This window comes from Nocardioides sp. Z21_20, assembly GCF_059766585.1.
Genome location: NZ_JCBAJX010000005.1, coordinates 101080 through 121886, shown reverse-complemented (window position 1 = coordinate 121886; position 20807 = coordinate 101080). Strand labels below are relative to the sequence as shown.

Annotated in this window: 19 protein-coding genes; 12 read left to right on the top strand and 7 right to left on the bottom strand. The window is 74.1% G+C overall.

Going from position 1 to position 20807, the window contains the following annotated elements; genetic code table 11:
* Positions 1-104: 104 nt before the first annotated feature.
* The 3 genes from AC6EH9_RS10550 to AC6EH9_RS10540 are packed head-to-tail and all read left to right on the top strand — an operon-like array spanning position 105 to position 4325.
* Positions 105-1496: a condensation domain-containing protein gene (locus AC6EH9_RS10550; protein WP_498422895.1), complete on the top strand. Its 1392-nt coding sequence runs from the start codon at positions 105-107 to the stop codon at positions 1494-1496.
* Positions 1493-3007: a condensation domain-containing protein gene (locus AC6EH9_RS10545; protein WP_498422894.1), complete on the top strand. Its 1515-nt coding sequence runs from the start codon at positions 1493-1495 to the stop codon at positions 3005-3007. Before AC6EH9_RS10550 ends, AC6EH9_RS10545 begins: the two co-directional genes overlap by 4 nt.
* Entirely contained in the window at positions 2988-4325 is a 1338-nt protein-coding gene (locus AC6EH9_RS10540) for a condensation domain-containing protein (protein WP_498422893.1), read from the top strand. The genes AC6EH9_RS10545 and AC6EH9_RS10540 overlap by 20 nt, the downstream gene beginning before the upstream one ends.
* A 122-nt stretch (positions 4326-4447) precedes the next feature.
* On the opposite strand, the gene AC6EH9_RS10535 is transcribed toward AC6EH9_RS10540, so the two are convergent.
* From AC6EH9_RS10535 to AC6EH9_RS10525, 3 genes are all read right to left on the bottom strand, one after another.
* Positions 4448-5944: a catalase gene (locus AC6EH9_RS10535; RefSeq protein WP_498422891.1), complete on the bottom strand. Its 1497-nt coding sequence runs from the start codon at positions 5942-5944 to the stop codon at positions 4448-4450.
* A 60-nt stretch (positions 5945-6004) separates the two neighbouring features.
* Complete coding sequence (locus AC6EH9_RS10530) at positions 6005-6457, bottom strand: Fur family transcriptional regulator (protein ID WP_498422889.1); 453 nt, start codon at positions 6455-6457, stop codon at positions 6005-6007.
* A 358-nt stretch (positions 6458-6815) separates the two neighbouring features.
* On the bottom strand, positions 6816-6959 hold the full coding sequence (locus AC6EH9_RS10525) for a hypothetical protein (protein WP_498422887.1): 144 nt from the start codon (positions 6957-6959) through the stop codon (positions 6816-6818).
* 357 nt (positions 6960-7316) lie between these two features.
* Here AC6EH9_RS10525 and AC6EH9_RS10520 point away from each other — a divergent pair, with 357 nt between their 5' ends.
* The 5 genes from AC6EH9_RS10520 to AC6EH9_RS10500 all read left to right on the top strand — a co-directional run bounded on the left by AC6EH9_RS10520 (position 7317) and on the right by AC6EH9_RS10500 (position 13504).
* Positions 7317-7661 (top strand): hypothetical protein, encoded by a 345-nt coding sequence (locus AC6EH9_RS10520; RefSeq protein ID WP_498422885.1) that lies wholly within the window; start codon positions 7317-7319, stop codon positions 7659-7661.
* 96 nt (positions 7662-7757) lie between these two features.
* The gene (locus tag AC6EH9_RS10515; protein WP_498422883.1) at positions 7758-8897 is read left to right on the top strand and encodes an LLM class flavin-dependent oxidoreductase; all 1140 of its coding nucleotides are present in this window, start codon (positions 7758-7760) and stop codon (positions 8895-8897) included.
* Positions 8894-9526, top strand: coding sequence for an FMN reductase (locus tag AC6EH9_RS10510; protein WP_498422881.1), 633 nt, complete (start codon positions 8894-8896; stop codon positions 9524-9526). The genes AC6EH9_RS10515 and AC6EH9_RS10510 overlap by 4 nt, the downstream gene beginning before the upstream one ends.
* 580 nt (positions 9527-10106) lie before the next feature.
* Positions 10107-12245, top strand: a complete 2139-nt coding sequence (locus AC6EH9_RS10505; protein WP_498422879.1) for a glycosyltransferase family 39 protein — start codon at positions 10107-10109, stop codon at positions 12243-12245.
* Positions 12242-13504, top strand: coding sequence for a bifunctional glycosyltransferase family 2/GtrA family protein (locus tag AC6EH9_RS10500; protein ID WP_498422877.1), 1263 nt, complete (start codon positions 12242-12244; stop codon positions 13502-13504). The genes AC6EH9_RS10505 and AC6EH9_RS10500 overlap by 4 nt, the downstream gene beginning before the upstream one ends.
* On the opposite strand, the gene AC6EH9_RS10495 is transcribed toward AC6EH9_RS10500, so the two are convergent.
* The gene (locus tag AC6EH9_RS10495; protein ID WP_498422875.1) at positions 13458-13979 is read right to left on the bottom strand and encodes a YbhB/YbcL family Raf kinase inhibitor-like protein; all 522 of its coding nucleotides are present in this window, start codon (positions 13977-13979) and stop codon (positions 13458-13460) included. The genes AC6EH9_RS10500 and AC6EH9_RS10495 overlap by 47 nt on opposite strands.
* 59 nt (positions 13980-14038) lie before the next feature.
* On the opposite strand from AC6EH9_RS10495, the gene cobT reads away from it, so the two are divergent.
* The 4 genes from cobT to AC6EH9_RS10475 are packed head-to-tail and all read left to right on the top strand — an operon-like array spanning position 14039 to position 18619.
* A complete protein-coding gene (gene cobT / locus AC6EH9_RS10490; RefSeq protein WP_498422873.1) occupies positions 14039-15103 on the top strand; it encodes a nicotinate-nucleotide--dimethylbenzimidazole phosphoribosyltransferase in 1065 nt (354 codons plus the stop codon).
* Positions 15103-16353 carry a uroporphyrinogen-III C-methyltransferase gene (gene cobA / locus AC6EH9_RS10485; RefSeq protein ID WP_498422871.1) on the top strand — a complete coding sequence of 417 codons (1251 nt, stop codon included), beginning with the start codon at positions 15103-15105 and terminating at the stop codon, positions 16351-16353. The genes cobT and cobA overlap by 1 nt, the downstream gene beginning before the upstream one ends.
* A complete protein-coding gene (locus tag AC6EH9_RS10480; RefSeq protein WP_498422869.1) occupies positions 16346-17173 on the top strand; it encodes a TrmH family RNA methyltransferase in 828 nt (275 codons plus the stop codon). Before cobA ends, AC6EH9_RS10480 begins: the two co-directional genes overlap by 8 nt.
* 18 nt (positions 17174-17191) lie before the next feature.
* Positions 17192-18619, top strand: coding sequence for an MFS transporter (locus AC6EH9_RS10475; RefSeq protein ID WP_498422867.1), 1428 nt, complete (start codon positions 17192-17194; stop codon positions 18617-18619).
* Between the two features lie 145 nt (positions 18620-18764).
* On the opposite strand, the gene AC6EH9_RS10470 is transcribed toward AC6EH9_RS10475, so the two are convergent.
* Genes AC6EH9_RS10470 through def form a run of 3 tightly spaced genes read right to left on the bottom strand, consistent with a single transcriptional unit; the run spans position 18765 to position 20721 of the window.
* Positions 18765-19568, bottom strand: coding sequence for a GNAT family N-acetyltransferase (locus AC6EH9_RS10470; RefSeq protein ID WP_498422864.1), 804 nt, complete (start codon positions 19566-19568; stop codon positions 18765-18767).
* Positions 19565-20131, bottom strand: coding sequence for a GNAT family N-acetyltransferase (locus AC6EH9_RS10465; RefSeq protein ID WP_498422862.1), 567 nt, complete (start codon positions 20129-20131; stop codon positions 19565-19567). The genes AC6EH9_RS10470 and AC6EH9_RS10465 overlap by 4 nt, the downstream gene beginning before the upstream one ends.
* Positions 20128-20721: a peptide deformylase gene (gene def, locus AC6EH9_RS10460; protein ID WP_498422860.1), complete on the bottom strand. Its 594-nt coding sequence runs from the start codon at positions 20719-20721 to the stop codon at positions 20128-20130. Before def ends, AC6EH9_RS10465 begins: the two co-directional genes overlap by 4 nt.
* Between the last annotated feature and the right edge of the window lie 86 nt (positions 20722-20807).

Genomic DNA, 20807 nt, shown 5'->3' with positions numbered 1-20807 from the left:
GTCATGCAAGCCGATGTTTGTTACCGGAGCAAACGTGTCACTCAGTGTGTGAACATGAGTTATCTCACATCGCCTCCGGGGTGTAGGCAGGCAAGGATCGGGGTGTGGAGTACACGGAGCTGACTGACTACCCGTTCATCGCCGGTCGTCTGACGACCTGGCATCCCCACGTCGAGGAGGCGACGTGGGAGCCCGACCCGCGCGGGCTCTCCTGGGACCATGCCAACCAGCTGGCCCACGGCCAACGGGGGTCCTGGATCGGGTCGGTGCTGCGCGTCCCGGAGCCGTACGACGAGCAGGTGCTGCGTCGCGCGCTGCGCGCCTGGATCGCCCGCCACGAGGCGCTGCGGACCACGGTCGCGGCCACCGACGACGGCCACTGGCGCCGGCTGACCGCCCTCGGGGAGGGGGTGGACGTCCGCACGGTCGACCAGGGACACCACAGCGCGCAGGACGCCCGCGAGATGGTCGCCGGGCTCTTCGCGACGATCTCCGCCAGCGCCTGGCCGCACCTGCTGGTCGCGTCGGTGCACGAGGACGACGCCGACGGCTTCCTGCTCGTCTTCGGGGCCGACCACAGCGTGATGGACGCCTACTCGCAGCTGCTGTGGTTCGCCGAGATCGTCGAGCTCTACCGCCGCGTCGCGGCCGGCACCCCGGCCGGCGACCTCGTCGCCTGCGAGCTCGGCAGCCACGTCGACCACTCGGCGCTGGACCGCGCCCGCGGGGAGCGGCTCACCCCGGAGGCCCCGGCCGTGCGGCGGTGGCGAGAGTTCCTCTCCGCCGGCACCGGCACCCCCGAGCTCGGATTCCCGCACTTCCCCGACCCGCGCGTCACCGTGGCCGCCGTCAGCGATGAGGCGCTGCCGCAGCGCTCGTCCTCGACGCCGGTGGCCACCGCGGAGCAGGCCCGGGTGCTGGCGGACCTGTGTCGCGGCGCGGGCACCGGAGTGCAGTCGGGAGCGTTGGCCCTGCTCGCGCTGGCGATCCGCGCGCAGCGCGGCGTCGATCGGCTGGACTTCGTGCTGCCGCTGCACACCCGGCAGGACCCGGCGCACGCCACGTCCGTCGGCTGGTACGTCGGCTGCGCGCCGATCGCCCTCACCCTCGCCGGCGCCGACGCCCTCATCGACGTGATCGAGCGGGCGGCCGTCGCGGTCGCCCGCGATCGGGCCCTCGCCCTGCAGCCGCTGCCGCGGGTCGCGGAGCTGCTCGGCCTCGACGACCACCCGCACTTCGTGATCACGTACGTCGACACGCGAACCGTCCCGGGGTCCCGCGACTGGGAGGACTGGGGGGCGCGCGCGCTGCGCAGCCCGGTCCACGCCGACGACGAGGTCTACCTGTGGTTGATCCGCGACCACGACGGGATCAACGTCTCGGCGCGCTACCCGCGCGCAGGCGAGGCCGACCAGGTCATCGGCGAGGTGCTGCGCGAGCTGGCCCGGCTCTTCGAGAGCCTGCCCGCGCAGGCGAGCCAGGAGGTGAGCGCATGATCCTCGCGGAGATGTCGCAGTGGCGACCCGCGCCGGGGCGGCTGGCCTCCCTGCGTCCCAGCGCGGCCTGCCTGGCTGCGGCCGAGGCCGCCCCGGTCGACCCGGGACCGCCCTCGTTCCTGCAGCAGGACCACCTGCGCGCGTATGCGGCCGTGGCTCGTCGCGGCGGCCTCCACCGCGCCTGGACGGGGGTGGCCACCGAGATCGACGGGCCGCTGGACCGTGCGGCGCTGACCCGGGCCCTGCGCCGCTTCGTGGTCCGCCACGAGGGGATGCGCACCTGGTTCGACCTGAGCGGCCCCGAGCCGGTGCGCCACCTGGTGCCGGTGGCGGACGTGGACTTCGAGATCGTGGACGGCGCGCCCACCGCTGGCACCGAGGAAGCCGCCACCGAGGACGCCGCGGACGCCACCGCGGGGGAGGCGTGGCACCAGCGCCTGCAGGAGCACCTGACCGAGCGCTTCGACGCGGCCTGCCGCCCGGACTCCTGGCCGGGCTTCGCCCTCGAGGTGGTGGAGGGCCCCGACGGCTTCGGCCTGGCCTGGGGCTGCGACCACGCCTTCACCGACGGCGTCTCGCAGATCCTGCTCGCCTCCGAGCTGGCCGACCTCTATGCCGAGGAGGCCGCGCGCAGCGGGTCGGACGAGCCGGCAGGAGACGAGGACCCGGCAGGGGACGAGGAGCCGGTCGAGGGCTTCCTGGGCTACGTGGGCGCCGAGCGCCGGGCCGCGGCGGCGTACGACGCGTCGTCGCCCGAGGTCCGGGAGTGGGTCGAGATCGTGGCCACCCACGGCGGCCGGCTGCCGACGTTCCCCCTCGACCTCGGGCTGGAGCCGGGGGAGAGCGCGCCGGTCCGGATCCGGCACACCGATCTGCTCGACGCCGAGGACCTGGCCCGGCTCGACGCCGTCTGCAGGGCCGGCGGAGCGCGGCTCACCGCCGGCGTGTTCGCCGCCCTGGCCGAGACCGAGCGGCAGCTGACCGGCGCCGAGGACTACTTCGGCGTCACCGTGCTGAGCACCCGCGGCACCGGGCCCTGGACCACCGCGCAGGGCTGGTTCTGCACGTTCGCGCCGGTGGCCTTCGGGCTCGGCGGCGCCACCTCGTTCGCCGACGCGGTCGCGGCGGCACACGCGGGGTTCGAGCGGGCCAAGCGGCTCGCGGCGACCCCGGTGCACGTGGTGCTCGAGACGCTGGTGACCTCGGGGACCACCCCGCCGGAGTCGTTGGGGAGTCCGCAGCTGGTCTCCTACATCGACCTGCGCTGGTTCCCCGGCGTCGCGAGCCCGGCGCACGCGCGAGGGGTGCACTTCACCGGCGCCGGCCGCACCGCCAACGCGTCGATGTGGGTCAACCGGGACGCCGACCGGCTCTACGTGGTGGCGCAGACCCCGGACACCCCGTTCGCCCAGGAGGCGGTCACGACGTACCACGAGACGCTGCGCGCGGTGCTGCGCGCGGCGGCGGACGGTCGGCTGCTCGAGGGGGCCCATGCACGTCACCAGCGCTGAGCACTGGTCACCGGCCCCGGGCACGGTGACCACCTGGCGGGCCAGCCCCGCCGCCGGATCCGCCACTGTCGCGGTGCCGCTGTCGCTGAACCAGCGCAACCACCTGGCCGCCGCCGCCGCGGGGGAGCCGTCGGTGTGGCTCGCGGCGTCCTTCGACGTACCCGGCCCCCTCGACCCGGTCGCGCTGCAGGGCGCGATCGGCGACCTGGTCGCCCGGCACGGCACGCTCCAGTGCGAGGCGACAGTGAGCCCCGACGGCATCACCGGGCGCCGACACGAGCCGTCCGCGCTGGTGTGGGAGCCGCGGGTGGAGGCGAGCACCGCCGACCCGGCGCAGACGCGCGCGCTCCTGCGCGCCTGCTTCGACCGGGGCTGCGAGCCGTTCGGCTACCCGGCGTTCGTGCCGGCGGCGATCTCACGCCCGGAGGGCTCCACCGTGCTGCTCGCCCTCGACCACCTCCATGCCGACGCGCACTCGCTGCCGGTGGTGATCGAGGACCTCCATGCGCTGTACGACGCGCGCCGGACCGGCGGCCCCGCGGCGCTCCCCGAGGCGGGGTGCTTCGTCTCCTGGAACCGGGAGGGAGCGCCGCCGCCCGTCCCCGGTGACGACCCGCGGCTGCGCGCCTGGCACGACTTCCTCGCGGCGAGGTCGTACACGCTGCCGGTCTTCCCGCTCGCGCTGGGCGTGGCGGCCGGTGAGCGGGTGCCCCAGGAGACCGTGCTGCGCGGTCTCGCCGACGCCGAGGAGGCGGAGGCGCTGACCCGGATCGGGCGAAGGCAGGGGGCCTCGACGTTCGCGGTGCTGCTGACGGCGCTGAGCCGGGCGCTGGGCCGGATGGGTGGTGCGCACCCGCTCCAGCTGCTGGTGCCGGTCGGGCTGCGGCGCCGCGAGGACGAGCGGCGCGCGGTCGGCTGGTTCACCACCTCGGTGCCGCTGGAGGTGCCGACCGACGGCGCCGCCTCCCTGGCGGTGACCGGCGAGCGGCTGCGCCGGGCGCAGGACCTGGCGCAGGTGCCGCTGGACCAGGTGATCGCGACCCTGCCCCAGCCCTTGGTCCGCACTCGCGGCGACGTGTTCATGGTGTCCTGGCTGGACTATCGCCACACTCCCGGGCACGCGCGCGCCGGGGCTCGCCGGGCGCAGCACATCTCCGCGCCCACCCTGGCCGACGACGTGCAGCTGTGGCTGTCGCGGACCGCGGACGGCGTCGCCCTGCGGGTGCGCCTGCCCGGGACGCCCACGGCACGGCGTGCGGTGGGCGGGCTGCACGACGGATGGCGCGCGGAGCTGCGCTCTCTGCTGGCCGCGCGCTAGGTGCCGGCCCGCTGGCGCCCACAAGGGGGCGGCCCGGAACGCCAACGCCCGCGAGGGGCACCCGGCACGTGCCGGATGCCCCTCGCGGGTGGTGCTGGTGGTGCTGAGGGTGAGGCTAGGACTCAGTCCTCGCCCATGCCCGTGACGGCGTGCGCGTCACCGTCGTGGGAGAGCACCTTGACCTCGATGCGCTTGCCGATCTCGGCGTCGACGCTCTTCCAGTAGTCGAACGCCCGCTGGCGGATGCCGAGGTGCTCGACACTGCCGAGGGCACCGGCCACCGTGTTGACGAACCGCTCGCGCTGCTCGTCGTTGAAGACCTCGCGGACCATCGTGCCGGCCTGCCCGAAGTCGTCGTCCTCGGCGTGCAGCATGTAGGCGCTGCGCACCAGCTCGGCGTCGACGGCCCAGGTCTCCTCCGGGGTCGCGGCGTCGTCGGCCCAGCCGCGGTCGAACGAGTTCGGCGCGTAGACCGGAGCGGCACCCGAGTGGTCGAAGGCCATCTGGCCGTCGAACTGGTAGGTGTTCACGGCCGTCTTGGGACGGTTCACCGGCAGCTGCATGAAGTTGGTGCCGATGCGGTTGCGCTGCGCGTCGTTGTAGGCGAACGAGCGGCCCAGCAGCATCTTGTCGGGGGACATGCCGATGCCGGGGACCGTGTTGCCCGGCGAGAACGCCGCCTGCTCGATCTGGGCGAAGTGGTTCTCGGGGTTGCGGTTCAGCGTCATCCGGCCGACCTTCACCAGCGGGTAGTCCGAGTGCGGCCACACCTTGGTCAGGTCGAAGGGGTTGAAGCGGTAGTTGGCCGCGTCGGCGTACGGCATGATCTGCACGCTCAGCGTCCAGCTCGGGTAGTCGCCCTCGGCGATGGAGTCGAACAGGTCGCGGCGGTGGTACTCCGCGTCCGCCCCGGCCATCTCCTGGGCCTCCTCGTCGGAGAAGAACTCCATGCCCTGCTCGGTGTGGAAGTGGTACTTCACGAAGAACTTCTCGCCACCCTCGTTGACCCACATGTAGGTGTGCGAGCCGTAGCCGTTCATGTGGCGCCAGGTGCGGGGCAGGCCGCGCTCACCCATCAGGTAGGTGACCTGGTGGGCCGACTCGGGGTTGAGGGTCCAGAAGTCCCACTGCATGTTGGCGTCACGCAGGCCGGAGTCGGGCAGACGCTTCTGGCTGCGGATGAAGTGGGGGAACTTCATCGGGTCGCGCAGGAAGAACACCGGGGTGTTGTTGCCGACGATGTCGTAGTTGCCCTCGGTCGTGTAGAACTTCAGCGCGAAGCCGCGCACGTCGCGCCACGTGTCGGGCGAGCCGAGCTCGCCGGCGACCGTGGAGAAGCGGATCAGCAGCTCGGTGTTCGCGCCCTTCTGGAACAGCGCCGCCTTGGTGTAGGCCGACATGTCCTCGGTGGTGACGAACTCGCCGAAGGCGCCCGAGCCCTTGGCGTGCGGGCGACGCTCGGGGATGTTCTCCCGGTTGAAGTGCGCCATCTGCTCGATGAAGTGGACGTCGTGGAGCAGGAGCGGGCCGTTGGCGCCGACGCTCAGCGTGTTGCGGTCGCTCGGGGCGGGGCTGCCGAAAGCGGTCGTGGAACCGCCGTGCGGTCGGGTGTCACTCATCAGGTGTGTCTCCTTGTTGTCGCCGGGCGTCGGATGCCGGTGGGGCGAAGTGTGGGTGTGTCAGTCGGTGGAGCCGGACCGCGCGGCGGCCTGGCAGGTGGGGCAGAGTCCCCAGAAGGTCACCTCGGCCTCGTCCACGACGAAGCCACCATCGGTCAGCTGTGCCGGGTCCAGGCACGGGGCCGCGCCGGTGGCGCAGTCGACGTCGGTGACCGCGCCGCACGCGCGGCAGACCAGGTGGTGGTGGTTGTCGCCGGTGCTGAGCTCGTAGCGAGCCACGGAACCGGCCGGGTGGAACTTGCGGAGCACACCCTTCTCGGTGAGCGTGTTGAGCACGTCGTAGACCGCCTGCGTGGAGACCTCGAACTCACGCCGTACGGCGGTGAGCACGGCGTCGGCTCCGGAGTGGGGCGTCGCGGCGAGGGCGCTGAGGACTGCCAGTCGGGGCTTCGTGACGCGAAGACCGGCCGTCCGCAACACCGTCTCGGGCGAGGCGGTGGGGTGGTGGTGCACGACGCAGACTCAACCACCTTTTCTGGAACGAGTCAAGAAAAGGCTTGAGCTGGGCGTGGCGCGGACCACGCTGGAGAAGGGGTAACTCCGTGTTCGCCGCGTCGTTGGGGTCTGCGGAGCGAACGCGCAGGGTCGAGACGCGAGGAAGAGACGCATGGTGGACAAGGCAGGCAAGGTGGCGCCGGGACGGGTGACGCCGGGACGAGCAGTGGCGGCGGTGGCGTTGGCGGCGACGCTGGTCGGCGCCGGGGCGCTGCCCGCGGCGGGGGTCTCCGGGGACGCCGATCGCTCTGCCCGGGCCGGTGCGGCCGCGTCTCGCGACGGTGGGCACGGCGGCGGGCCCGGCGGCTCGGTCGGCTCACGTGGGCGCGGCGGTGACGGTCACGGTGGGCGCGGCGGCAGCGACCATGGCGACCACGGTGGCCGCGGCGGTGACGGTGGGCGCGGTAATGACGGTGGGCGCGCCCCCGGAGGCGGGCGCGACGGCGGGGACGGTGGTCACGACGACCACGGCGGTGGACCGGGCCGCGGGGGCGAGCCGGGCCGCGGGAGCGAACCGGGCCGCGGGAACGAACCCGGCCGGGGGCACGAACCGGGTCGCGGGAACGAGCCCGGCCGCGGGAACGAACCGGGCCGCGGGAACGAACCGGGCCGCGGGAACGAACCGGGCCGCGGGAACGAGCCCGGCCGCGGGAGCCAGCCGGGCCGCGGGAACGAGCCCGGGACCGGAGGGGACCGGCCGCCCGGCGGCGCTCTTCCCGGGGCTGGCTCCCCGACCCGAGGACCTGGTCCGAGCGGGGGCGCCGAGGGCCCTGCGGGTGGTCCGCGCCCGGGCGCCACGCTCGGCGGTGGGGGCGGCGTGCCCACGGCGACCGGCGGCGGTCAGGGCAGGCCGGGCGGCTCGTCGGGCACGCGCGCGGAGGGCGCCGGGCGCGCGCCGGTCGGTCCGGGCGCGGGCGCTGAGCGTCCCGCCGGCGAGTCCAGTGGTCCCGATGTGCAGGGCTCGACGCAGGACCGGGTCGTCGGCACTCGGGTGCTCGGCGCCTCGCGGGTGACGACGTCGACGGCTCAGTCCGTGGTCGATCGGGTGTTCCCGGGAGCGGAGCGGTCCTGGGCCGGCATGGCGGCGGCCGGCGCGCTGCTCCTGCTCGGCGCCGGCGTCGCCGTCGCCGCCCTGGCCCGTCAGCGCCGCGCGACGTCGTAGCGCTGGGAGGAGCTGGGGGACTCGAGGGAATAGCGCGACCGCGCAGGTGGTTGGACGGCTAGTTAGCTTTTCAACCATCGGAAGCGGTGAGCAGCGATGCAGTTCGGCATCTTCACGGTCGGCGACGTCACGACCGACCCGACCACGGGTCGCACCCCGACCGAGCACGAGCGGATCAAGGCCACGGTCGCCATCGCCAGGAAGGCGGAGGAGGTCGGGCTCGACGTCTTCGCGACCGGGCAGCACCACAATCCGCCGTTCATCCCCTCGGCGCCGACCACCACGCTGGCCTACATCGCCGCCCAGACCGAGCGGATCATCCTCTCCACCTCCACGACGCTGATCACGACCACCGACCCCGTGCGGATCGCGGAGGACTACGCCACGCTGCAGCACCTCTCCGACGGCCGGATGGACCTGATGATGGGGCGCGGCAACACCGGGCCGGTGTATCCGTGGTTCGGCAAGGACATCCGTCGGGGCATCGAGCTGGCGGTGGAGAACTACGCGCTGCTGCACCGGCTGTGGCGTGAGGACGTCGTCGACTGGGAGGGGCGGTTCCGGACCCCACTGCAGGGCTTCACCGCCACGCCGCGCCCGCTGGACGGCGTACCGCCGTTCGTCTGGCACGGGTCGATCCGCAGCCCCGAGATCGCCGAGCAGGCCGCCTACTACGGGGACGGCTTCTTCTCCAACCACATCTTCTGGCCCGCCTCGCACACCCGGCAGATGGTCGAGCTCTATCGCCGTCGCTTCGAGCACTACGGGCACGGCAGCGCGGACCAGGCCATCGTCGGCCTGGGCGGCCAGGTGTTCATGCGCCGCAACAGCCAGGACGCGGTGCGCGAGTTCCGGCCGTACTTCGACAACGCCCCGGTCTACGGGCACGGGCCCTCGCTGGAGGACTTCACCGCGCAGACGCCGCTGACCGTGGGCTCGCCTCAGGAGGTCATCGAGAAGACCCTCGGGTTCCGCGACTACGTCGGCGACTACCAGCGCCAGCTGTTCCTGATGGACCACGCCGGACTGCCGCTGAAGACGGTGCTCGAGCAGCTCGACCTGCTCGGTGAGGAGGTCGTGCCGGTGCTGCGCAAGGAGTTCGCGGCGTTGCGGCCCGCTCACGTGCCGGATGCGCCGACCCATGCCAGCCTGCTCGCCGAGACCCGTCGAGCCGGGGACGAGCGAGGACTCGCCGCCGGCGACCTCGCGGCGATCGCGCCGAGGCAGGACGCATGAGCCGCCGAATCGTCGTGGTCTCGGCGGGGCTGAGCGTCCCGTCCTCGACCCGGCTGCTCGCCGACCAGCTGGCCGGTGCCACCGCGTCCGCACTGGGCGAGGCAGGGGAGGAGCTCTCGCTCGACGTCGTCGAGCTGCGCGAGCTGGCCCATCCCCTGGTCGACAACCTGCTGACGCGGTTCCCCTCGGGGGAGCTCGCGGAGGCGATCGAGCAGGTGCGCCGTGCGGATGCGCTGATCGCGGTGACGCCGGTGTTCTCGGCCTCCTACAGCGGGCTGTTCAAGACGTTCTTCGACGTGCTGGAGCCCGACCTGCTGCGCGGCAAGCCGGTGCTGATCGGCGCCACCGCGGGAACGGCCCGGCATTCGCTGGTGCTCGAGCACGCATTGCGCCCGCTCTTCGCCTACCTCGGCGCGGTCGTGGTGCCGACCGGGGTCTTCGCCGCCAGCGAGGACTTCGGCAGCAGCGACGCCGGCCACCTCGACGCGCGGGTACGGCGCGCCGCCGGCGAGTTGGCCGCATTGCTCCTGGGCCCCCACCGCGCCCGCCCCAACCCCGACGCCACCCCCACCAACCCCCAACCCTTCCCCCACCTCGTCCCCTTCGAACAACTCCTCCACCGCACCTGAGCGACCCGTCACTCCCTCGACGTGACACGCCGTGTCCGGCGGAGGCATTGACGGGTCGGCGCAGGTAGGTAGGGGGTGGCCGGCCAGTGGCGTGGCGCGCACGGGGTCGCCCGAGTGCCGCCGTACGTCGTGGCGCCGGCTGGCGACGTGGCATGGGTCCCGCCGGTTCCCGCCATCCGGGCGGTGGGCGAGTGGGCCGGCGGGTGAGGCGTGCCCCACGCCGTACGCCGTACACCGGCGTGGTGCGGTCGTCGCCGGGGTGCCGGGGCGACCCGTCATTCGCTCCGCGGGACACGGCGTGTTTGGTCGAGGGAGTGACGGGTCGCGGGGTGCAGGTGTGGGGGTCTGGCTGCAGTTGAGGGGGCTGGTTGCCGGGTCTGGGCTGGAGGGGGGCTGACCTGGAGGGGGCTGACCTGGAGGGGGCTGGGCTGGAGGGGGCTGGGCTGGAGGGGGCTGGGCTGGAGGGGGGGTGGGCTGGAGGGGGCTGGGCTGGAGGGGGGGTGGGCTGGAGGGGTGGGCTCACAGGGAGGGCACAGGCTCGGCATGGGTGGGGCAGAGGCGCCGGCGTCACGGTGGAGCCATGACTACCACCGTGTTGCCCACCAGCTCCGTCCCGTCCGCACCGCCCGCTACCGCACGGGCGCCCGGTCACCGTCCCGGGCGCCGGTACGGCGTCGCGCTCGCCGCGCTGCTGCTCGGCACGGCGGCCCTCTACCTGTGGGGCCTGTCCGAGTCGGGCTGGGCGAACAGCTTCTACTCCGCAGCCGCTCAGGCGGGGGCGGAGTCGTGGAAGGCGTTCTTCTTCGGCTCCTCCGATGCCGCCAACAGCATCACCGTCGACAAGACCCCGCTCTCGGTGTGGCCGATGGCGCTGGCGGTGCGGATCTTCGGCCTGTCGTCCTGGGCGATCCTGGTACCCCAGGCCATCGCCGGTGTGCTGGCCGTCTGGCTGCTCACCGCCACGGTGCGGCGCAGCACCGGCTCGGCGGGCGCCGCGCTGCTCGCCGGCGCCACGCTGGCGCTGACCCCGGTGGCGGCGCTGATGTTCCGCTTCAACAACCCCGACGCCCTGCTCGTGCTGCTGCTCGTCGCTGCGGCGTACGCCGTGCTGCGCGCCATCGAGGCCGGCTCAGGCGGCGCCGACGCCCCGGCCGGACATCCGGTGCGCTGGCTGGCGCTCGCCGGCGCCCTGGTCGGCCTGGCGTTCCTCGCCAAGATGCTCCAGGCGTTCCTGGTACTGCCGGCGTTCGCGCTGGTCTACCTGATCGCCGGTCGGCCGCGGCTGCTCAAGCGGTTGAGCCACCTGCTCGTCGCGTTCGCGTCGATGGTCCTGGGCGGCGGTTGGTGGGTCGCGATCGTCGAGCTGTGGCCGGCCTCCAGCCGGCCCTACATCGGCGGCTCGCAGAACAACTCGATCCTCGAGCTCACCCTGGGCTACAACGGCTTCGGCCGGCTCAACGGCAACGAGACCGGTGCCGTGGGCGGTGGCGGCCCCGGCGGCCCCGGCGGCGCCGGCGGCGGAATGTGGGGCGAGGCCGGCCTGGGCCGGATGTTCGACGGCGAGATCGGCGGACAGATCGCCTGGCTCTTGCCGGCTGCGCTGATCCTGCTCCTGGCCGGGCTGTGGTTCACCCGGCACCGCGCCCGCACCGACCTGACCCGCGCCGCACTGGTGCTGTGGGGTGGCTGGCTGCTGGTCACCGGCCTGACCTTCAGCCTGATGGCCGGCATCTTCCACGCCTACTACACCGTCGCCCTGGCACCGGCCATCGCCGCCCTGGTCGGCATCGGCGCCGCCCTGATCTGGCAGCACCGGCACACGGTCGAGGCCGGCGGGGTCGCCGCCGTGAGCGTCGCGGCCACCGTGGTGACCGCGTTCGTGCTGCTCAGCCGCAGCCCCGACTTCCTGCCCTGGCTGCGCTGGTCGGTCCTGGTGGTCGGCCTGCTGGCCGCGATGGCGCTCGCCGCGCTCGCCTGGCTGCCGCGCCGCGCCACGGCCGTCGCCGGACTGCTCGCGCTGGTCGCCTGCCTGGCCGGCCCGACGGCGTACGCCGTGCAGACCGCGAGCACGCCGCACACCGGCTCGCTGCCGACCGCCGGTCCGAGCGTGGCCGGCGGCGGCCCCGGCGGCGGCCCCGGTGGAGCCCCCGGCGGCGCCCCCGGTGGCGGACAGGACGGCGGACAGGACGGCGCGTTCGGTGGGTTCGGTGCACCGCCCGGCCAGGGCCAGCTCCCCGGACAGGGCCAGCTCCCCGGGCAGGGCCAGCTCCCCGGCCAGGGCCAGATGCAGCCGCCGAGCCAGGGCCAGGCGCCCGGCCAGGGTGGCGGCGCCGGAGGGCTGCTGCACGGCAGCGACCCGAGCGCGGAGCTGACCGAGATGCTCGAGCAGGACGCCGAGGACTACACCTGGGTCGCGGCCGCCGTCGGCTCCAACAGCGCGGCCGGCTACCAGCTCGCCACCGAGGAGCCGGTGATGGCGATCGGTGGGTTCAACGGCTCCGACCCGAGTCCCACCCTCGAGCAGTTCCAGCAGTACGTCGCGGATGGAGAGATCCACTACTTCATCGGCGGGGACGGCTTCGGCCCCTCGATGGGCGGCAGCGATGCCAGCAGCGAGATCGCCGCGTGGGTGGAGGAGAGCTTCTCCTCGACCACCGTCGACGGCGTCACCGTCTACGACCTGACCAGCCCGATCAGGGACAACGGGGATGCGGCATGAGCGCCCTGCTCCCCATCTCGCCCGTCCGTGAGCCGGCTGCGGCCGTGACCACGTTGGAGGTGGTGATCCCGGTCTACAACGAGGAGCGCGACCTCACCCGCTCGGTCGAGCGGGTCCGCGAGCACCTCGCCACGCTGCCGTGGTCGAGCCGGGTGACGATCGCCGACAACGCCAGCACCGACGGCACCGCGGTGCTCGCGCGCCGGCTGGCGCGCGCCTACGACGACGTCCGCGTGGTGCGCCTGGCCGAGAAGGGCCGCGGCCGTGCGCTGAAGCGGGTCTGGTCGACCTCGGACGCCGCCGTGCTGGTGTACATGGACGTCGACCTGTCCACCGACCTGACCGCTCTGCTCCCGCTGGTGGCGCCGCTGATCAGCGGCCACTCCGACGTCGCCATCGGCACCCGGCTCGCCCGCAGCGCCCGGGTGCAGCGCGGGCCCAAGCGGGAGCTGATCTCGCGCTGCTACAACCTGCTGCTGCGCGGGACGCTGCACGCGAGGTTCTCCGACGCCCAGTGCGGGTTCAAGGCGATCCGGTCGGACGTCGCCCGGGAGCTGCTGCCCCTGGTCCAGGACGACGGCTGGTTCTTCGACACCGAGTTGCTGGTGCTCGCCGAGCGGGCCGGCCTGCGCATCCACGAGGTCCCGGTGGACTGGGTCGACGACCCGGACAGCCGGGTGGACGTCGTCCGCACCGCCCTAGACGACGTCCGCGGGATCCTCCGCGTCGGGAGCGGTCTGGTGACCGGCCGGCTGCCCGTCTCGCAGGTCGCCGCCCGGCTGGGCCGGGCGTCGGCGGACGCGGGAGGGGGCCGACTCGGCATGCAGGTCGTGCTGTTCGCGCTGGTCGGGGTCGCCTCGACCGCGGCGTACGCCGTGCTGTTCCTGCTGCTGCGGGGGGTGACCTCGCCGTTCCTGGCGAACCTGCCGGCGCTGTTGCTGACCGCGATCGCCAACACCGCGGCGAACCGGCGACTGACCTTCGGCGTGCGCGGGCGAGACGGCGCCCTGCGGCACCAGCTGCGCGGGCTGGTGGTCTTCGGCGTCGGGCTCGCGGTGACCAGTGGCGCGCTGTGGCTGCTGCAGGGCGCCGGGGTCGAGGACCAGCGCGTCGAGGTGGCGGTGCTCACCGTGGCCAACCTGGTGGTCACCCTGCTGCGCTTCGTGGCGATGCGGGTCTGGGTCTTCCGCCGGCAGGCCGCGGACGGCAGCGTCAGTGCTGGTAGGTCCCGTGGAGGATGGCGCGGCCGAGCGTCTTGAACGCCAGGTTGAACGACACCACCGCGGGGGAGGCCTCGGCGTCCACGCCGAGGGTCTCCTCGCCTACCGCGTGCACCACGAAGAAGTAGCGGTGCACCTGGTCGCCGGGCGGGGGAGCGGCACCCATGAACCCCCGGTCGCCGCCGTCGTTGCGGACGTGGAACGCCTCGCCGGGCAGGTCACCGGCCGCCGCGCCGGTGTCGAGCGAGGTGACGTCGGCGGGCAGGTCGACCAGCACCCAGTGCCAGAAGCCGCTGGGCGTCGGCGCGTCGGGGTCGAAGCAGGTGACCACGTAGGACTTCGTGCCCGCGGGCGCGCCCTCCCAGCTCAGCTGCGGTGAGGTGTTGCCCTTGTCGGCGACCTGGTCGTCCTTGAGCGGCCGACCGTCGGTGACGTCGGTGCTGGTCACCGTGAACGACGCGGTCGGCGGAAGCAGGTCGTAGGGGTTGGGGGCGACGGGACGCTCGATGCTCATGGCCGAGACGTTAGTGGACGGGTGGCAAGACGCCGAGCCTCCTCGGGGAGAATGTCGGGGTGAACCGCGACCTCATCGCCCAGACCCTGGCCAGCATCCAGCCGCCCGACTCCGCGGCTCTGACGCAGGCCCGCGAGCGGCAGGCGCAGCTGACCAAGCCCGCCGGAGCCCTCGGTGTGCTCGAGGACGTCTCGGTGCAGCTGGCGGGGATCAGCCGCAGCTGCCCGCCCCCGGTGCCCGCTCGCCCGGCGGTGGCGGTCTTCGCCGGCGACCACGGCGTGCTGGCCCAGGGGGTCTCGCCGTGGCCCCAGGAGGTCACCCGCGCGATGGTGGAGACGTTCCGGGCGGGCGGCGCGGCCGTCAACGTGCTCGCGCGCAGCGTCGGCGCCGAGGTGGTCGTGGTGGACGTGGGAGTGGCCGGCGAGGTCGCCGCGGACGACACCGTCCTGGTCCGCAAGGTCCGCGCCGGCACCGCCGACCTCGCGGTCGGGCCGGCGATGACGCGCGCCGAGGCCGAGCAGGCCGTCGGCGTGGGCATCGAGATCGCCCGCCGCCTCGTCGACGCCGGGCACGACCTGCTGATCACCGGCGACATGGGCATCGGCAACACCACCCCCTCGGCCTGCCTGGTCGCCGCCCTGGGCGGGGTCGACGCCGGCACGGCCACCGGCCGCGGCACCGGCATCGACGACGAGACCCTGGCCCTGAAGACCCGGGTGGTCGAGGCGGCCGTGGCCCGGTTGGGCGCCGATCCCGACCCGCTCGACGTGCTCGCCGAGGTGGGCGGCCTCGAGCACGCGGCGATCGCGGGCTTCGTGCTGGGCGCCGCCGCCGCCAGGGTCCCGGTGATCCTGGACGGCATCATCGCCGGGTCCGCCGCGCTGGTCGCCCAGGCCCTCGCCCCCCAGGTCACGGCGTACTGCCTGGCCGGGCATCGCTCGCTGGAGTCCGGCCACGCCGCCGCCCTGGCCGCGCTGGGGCTGCGCCCCCTGGTCGACCTCGACCTGCGCCTGGGCGAGGGCAGCGGCGCGGTACTGGCCTTCCCGCTGGTCCGCTCGGCCGCGCTGATCCTCGACGAGATGGCCACCTTCGACTCCGCGGGCGTCGCCCGCAAGGAGGGATGATGGAGCCGCGCCACCCGGCCCCCGACCTCGACGAGCACCCGCCGTACCCGGTCGGCCTGCGCCTGCACGGGCGTCGCGTCGTGGTGGTCGGCGGCGGGCACGTCGCCCAGCGCCGGGTGCCGGCGCTGATCGCCGCCGGCGCGGACGTGGTGCTGGTCTCCCCGGAGGTCACGCCCGCGCTCGAAGGGCTGGCCCCGGAGATCACCTGGCACCGGCGCCGCTTCGAGACCGGCGACCTCGAGGAGAGCTGGTACGTGATCGCCGCCACCGACTCACCCGAGGTCAACGCCGCGGTGGCGGCAGCCGCCGAGGAACGGCGGATCTTCTGCGTCCGCGCCGACGACGCCCGCTCGGCCACCGCCTGGACGCCCGCGGTCGGGCGCCACGGCTCGATGACGGTGGCGGTGCTCGGCAACCGCGAGCCGCGCAAGTCCTCCGGCGTGCGCGACGAGATCATGGCCGCGCTGGGGGACGGCCGGATCACCGCCCGCGGTGCCCAGGACCGTACGCCGGGAGTCGTGCTGGTCGGGGGCGGGCCGGGTGACCCCGAGCTGGTCACCGTCGCCGCCCGGCACGCGCTGGCCTCCGCGGACGTGGTGGTGGCCGACCGGCTCGCCCCGCGCGAGCTGCTCGACGAGCTCTCCCCGGAGGTGGAGCTGATCGACGTCGCGAAGCTGCCGCGCGGGCGCTCGGCGGCGCAGGAGGAGATCAACCGGGTGATCGTGGAGCGTGCACTGGCCGGCAAGCGGGTGGTGCGCTTCAAGGGCGGCGACAACTTCGTCTTCGGCCGCGGCTACGAGGAGATCCTCGCCTGCGAGGCGGCCGGCGTGCCGGTCAGCGTCATCCCCGGCCTCTCCTCGGCCATCTCGGTGCCGGCCCGCGCCGGGATCCCGGTCACCCACCGCGGCGTCACCCACGAGTTCACGGTCATCTCCGGGCACCTCCCGCCCGGGCACGAGGAGTCGCTGGTCGACTGGTCGGCGGTGGCCCGGATGCGCGGGACGGTGGTGCTGCTTATGGCCGTGCAGAACGCCGCGCCGATCGCCGCGGCACTGACGGCCGGCGGTCGTGACCCGAAGACCCCGGTCGCGGTGATCATCGAGGGCACGATGCCCGAGGAGCGCACGGTGCTGTCCACGCTCGGCGAGCTGGCCGACGACATCGTCGCCCACCGGGTCCGCCCACCGGCGATCATCGTGGTCGGCGAGGTCGTCGCCGTCGCCCGACCGGAGCGCTACAGCCGTGGCTGAGCTCGTCACGATCACCGACCCCGGCGACCCGCGGCTGGCCGACTACCGCGACCTGCGCGACGTCGAGCTGCGCAAGCACCTGGAGGCCGAGCACGGGCTCTTCCTCGCCGAGGGCGAGAAGGTGGTGCGCCGGGCCGTGGAGGGCGGCTTCACCCCACGGTCCTTCCTGATGGCCGAGCGCTGGCTGGAGGGGCTCAGCGACGTGTTGGCGACGACCGACGCCCCGTGCTACGTGGTCACCGAGGCGCTCGCCGAGGAGGTCACCGGCTTCCACGTGCACCGCGGCGCGCTCGCCTCCCTGGAGCGCCGCCCGCTGCCGTCCCTGGAGGAGGTGCTCGCCGGCGCCCGGTCGGTGCTGGTGCTGGAGGACATCGTCGACCACACCAACGTCGGCGCCATCTTCCGCTCCGGGGCCGCGCTGGGCTTCGACGCCGTACTGCTCTCCCCGCGCTGCGCCGACCCGCTCTACCGGCGTGCGATCAAGGTGGCGATGGGCGCGGTGTTCACCGTCCCGTGGACCCGCCTCGACGACTGGTACGACGCGCTGCCGCGGCTCGCGTCGTACGGCTTCACGACGGTGGCGCTCACCCTGGCCGACGACGCCACCGACATCGAGGCCGCCGTCGCGGGCGTCGACAAGGTGGCCCTGGTCCTCGGCTCCGAGGGGCCGGGACTCTCGCCGCGCTGGGAGCAGGCCGCCGATCGCCGGGCGATCATCCCGATGCGCGAGGGCATCGACTCCCTCAACGTCGCTGCCGCGACCGCCGTCGCCTGCTACGTCACCGCACGCCGGGCCCCGGCCGGGCCCGGCCGCGGCTGAGGTCTAGGTGCACCTCTCGTGACGCGCACGACCTCCCGCCCGCCGGGCCCGCTGGCTCCGCCCTATCGCGCCCTGACCGTGGGCATGGTGGTGCTGATCGTGCTCAACGCCTTCGAGGCGCTCGCGGTCACCACCGCGATGCCCACGATCAGCGACGAGCTCGGCGGGCTGCGGATGTACGCGCTGGCGTTCGCGGGACCGATGGCCACCGGCGTCCTGGCGATGGTCGTGGTCGGCACCTGGTGCGACCGGGTCGGCCCACGGACCCCGTTGCTCGCCACGGTGGTGATGTTCACCGCCGGTCTGGTCCTCGCCGGAGTGGCGGGGTCGATGGGTGTCCTCGTGGTCGGCCGGATCGTGCAGGGCTTCGGCGCCGGGATGGTGGTCGCGCTCTACGTGGTGGTGGCCCGGATCTACCCCGCTGAGCTGCACCCGCGGATCTTCGCGGCGTTCGCGGCGGCCTGGGTGGTGCCCTCGCTGGTCGGGCCGCTGGCCGCCGGGCTGGTCACCGAGCACCTCGGCTGGCGCTGGGTCTTCCTCGGCGTCGGCGCCCTCATCCTGCCCACGGTGCTGCTGCTGCGCGCCGGCCTCGCCGACCCCCGCCTGGCGCAGGGAGCCGGCGACGCCGCGCCGTGGAGCGCGCGCCGGCTGGTGGCCGGCGTGGTCATCGCGGTCTCGGTGCTCGTCCTGCACGTGGGGTCCGGCGAGGGAGCCGAGCACTCCTGGCAGCTGGTCGTGGTGGCGGTGGTCGTCACCGTGGTGGCCCTGCCGCTCGCGCTGCGCCGGCTGGTCCCGGCCGGGACCCTGCACGCGGCGCGCGGCCTGCCGGCGGTGGTGGCGATGCGCGGACTGCTCGGGGCCAGCTACTTCACCGCCGAGGTGTACCTCCCGCTGGTCCTCACCGAGCGCTACGACCTGGCCCCCAGCGCCGCCGGCCTGGTGCTCACCACCGGCGCGCTGACCTGGTCGGGTGCCTCGTGGCTGCAGTCGCGGCTGGGCAACGGGGCCCGTGAGGCGGCGGTCCTGCGGGCCGGCCCGATCCTGATCGGCGTCGGTGTGCTGGCGGCGCTGGTGGTGGTGGTCCTCGACCTGCACCCCGCGCTCGCGATCGTCACCTGGACGCTGGCCGGTGCCGGGATGGGGCTGTCCTACCCCCGGCTCTCGGTGCTGCTGCTGCGTTACTCCCAGGGCCCGGACCAGGGCGCCAACTCCTCGGCGGGACAGATCATGGAGTACGTCGGGATCGCCGTCGGGCTGGCCGCGGCCGGGGCCCTGTTCACGACGCTGGTCACCGACCGGACCACCACGGCGTACGCGGTGCCGTTCGTGCTGGCCCTCGTGCTGGCGGTGGGCGCCGTGCTCGTCGCCGGCCGGGCCCTGGCCGTTTCGACGGCCCCGAGCCGGGTGCGGCCGGGAGAAGGCCCGGGCGCGGTGCCCGCGCCCTGAGCGGGCTCACCGCCTGCCGCGCTCCGAGAGCGTCGGACTGCACGGCGCCGACCAAGCGACCGTCCGGTGCCCCTCACAGGTGCCGCACCATCGCCGAATGGTCAGCTCCATGCAGCCATCCCCTCACGCTGTGCGGCAGGACGTCTCAGCCGAGCGCCAGCTCCCAGGCGGACTCTCCACCGAACCGCTGGAAGCCCACCCGCCGCAGCACCGGTGAGGACGTGTCGACGCGCGCCTTGACCAGCGCGAAGTCGGCGCCGTGGGCCGCGAGGTCGCGGCAGCGCGCGGCCAGCAGCGCGCGGTAGACGCCCCGTCCGCGCACCCCCTCCTCCACGGCCGCACCCCACAGCCGACCCGAGTCCGCGACCCGGGTGAGCCCACCCGTGCCCACCAGGGGCCCGTCCGGCGCGCCCCATCGGGCCAGGTAGCGCCGAGCCACCGGCACCCGGCCGTCCAGGGGGAGGGTCAGCTGGTCCAGCTCACCGCGCAGCTGCGCCGGCGTCGGCGCATAGTCGTCGAAGATCCGCGCGGCGAGCAGCGCGGCCTCGGAGATGCTGTCGGCGTCCGTGGGGATCGTGACGTGGACGTCGCCGGGGACGTCGAGGGAGGCGAGCAGCGCGTCGGGCTCGCTCAGGTCGAGGGCGAGCACGTCGAGCACCTCGGCCTGCCGGAAGCCGAGCTCGCGCAGGGTGCTCGCGGTGTCGGGCGGCACCGTGGCCTCGGTGACCCACCAGCGCACGAGCGGGCTGCCGGCCTCCTCGGCGCGCGCCAGCACCGACGCGACCACCTCGGTGACCGGACGCGTGGTCACCGAGTACTGCACGCTGGTGGCCCAGCCCGGATAGATCGTCAGCCGGTAGTCGTCGGTGAGCACGTCCTGGGCGTCGGGAGGCACCCACACCCAGTCACGGGCGGCGGCGCGCACGCGGTCCGCGTCGAGCGCGCTCACCGGGCGTCCTGCGCGACGTCGATCTCCAGGATCAGCTCGACCCCGTCCTCCTCGTCCCACTGTTCGCCGATCGGGAAGAAGCCGAACTCGCGGACCAGCGCCAGGGACGCGTCGTTGTCGGGGGAGACACAGGCCCGGACCCGTCGTACGGCGGGGTCGTGGCGGGCCCGATCGACCATCAGCGCCAGCGCCGCACGCGCGTAGCCGCGCCGACGGCGGGCGGGGTCGACGCCGTAGCCGACCTCCACCAGCCCGGCCGGATCGGGCGCGGCGTGGAAGCCGGCGCGCCCGACAGCCTCGCCGGTGGCCTCGTCCACCAGGACGCCGGTCACCCAGTCCACGTCCTCGGGATGCTCGGGGAGCTGGGCGGCGCGCATCCGCCAGATGCTCGTGCAGTCGGTGCCGGCGAGCCACTCGGTGAGCGCGACCGGAGAGCTCTCCTGCGCCGCGGCCAGGTCGCCGTCGGCGAGCGCCCGGAGGGTGGCCAGCGGCAGCCGCTCGATGCGCACCGGGGGCGCCGGCGCCGGCGCCGGCTCGGTGCGTCGCCGGGCAGGGGCGCTCACGCGGGCCAACCCTCGCCGAACTCCTCGGCCGCCTTGTCGTGCTGCTTGGCCAGCCGCTTGCGCTGCTTGGTGGCCAGCCGGTCACCGAAGACGGTGCCCAGGGTGTGGTCGGTCTCGTGCTGCAGGCACCGGGCCAGCAGCCCGTCGCCGGAGTACTCCACCGGCTCGCCGTCGAGGCCGGTGCCGGTGACGCTCGCGAAGTCGGGGCGCGCGCACGGCACGAAGGCGCCGGGGTAGGACAGGCAGCCCTCGAGGTCCTCGTCGAGGTGGCGGTCCTTGCCCTCGGGCAGGGTGAGCACGGGGTTGCAGACCACCCCGGCGGTGCGCTGGCCGCTCTCGTCGGGGCAGTCGAAGACGAACACCGCGAGATCCACGCCGATCTGGCAGGCGGCCAGGCCGACGCCGTCCGCGGCGTACATCGTGGCCACCATGTCCGCCACCAGCGTGCGCAGCTCCTCGTCGTACGACGTGACGCGCGCCTGCGGGCGGTGCATCACCGGGGCGCCCCAGCGGGTCATCGGGCGCACGGTGCCGCCCTCGGGCAGCGGGCCGTACGGGGTCAGGACGGAGGACTCGGACTCGGGGGACATGGTGCCCGATCCTACGCCGCAGCCCACCGCGTGAGCGAAGCCACCGGCGTGAGCGTGGCGCGGAGTGTAACTGCAAGTTACAGTCA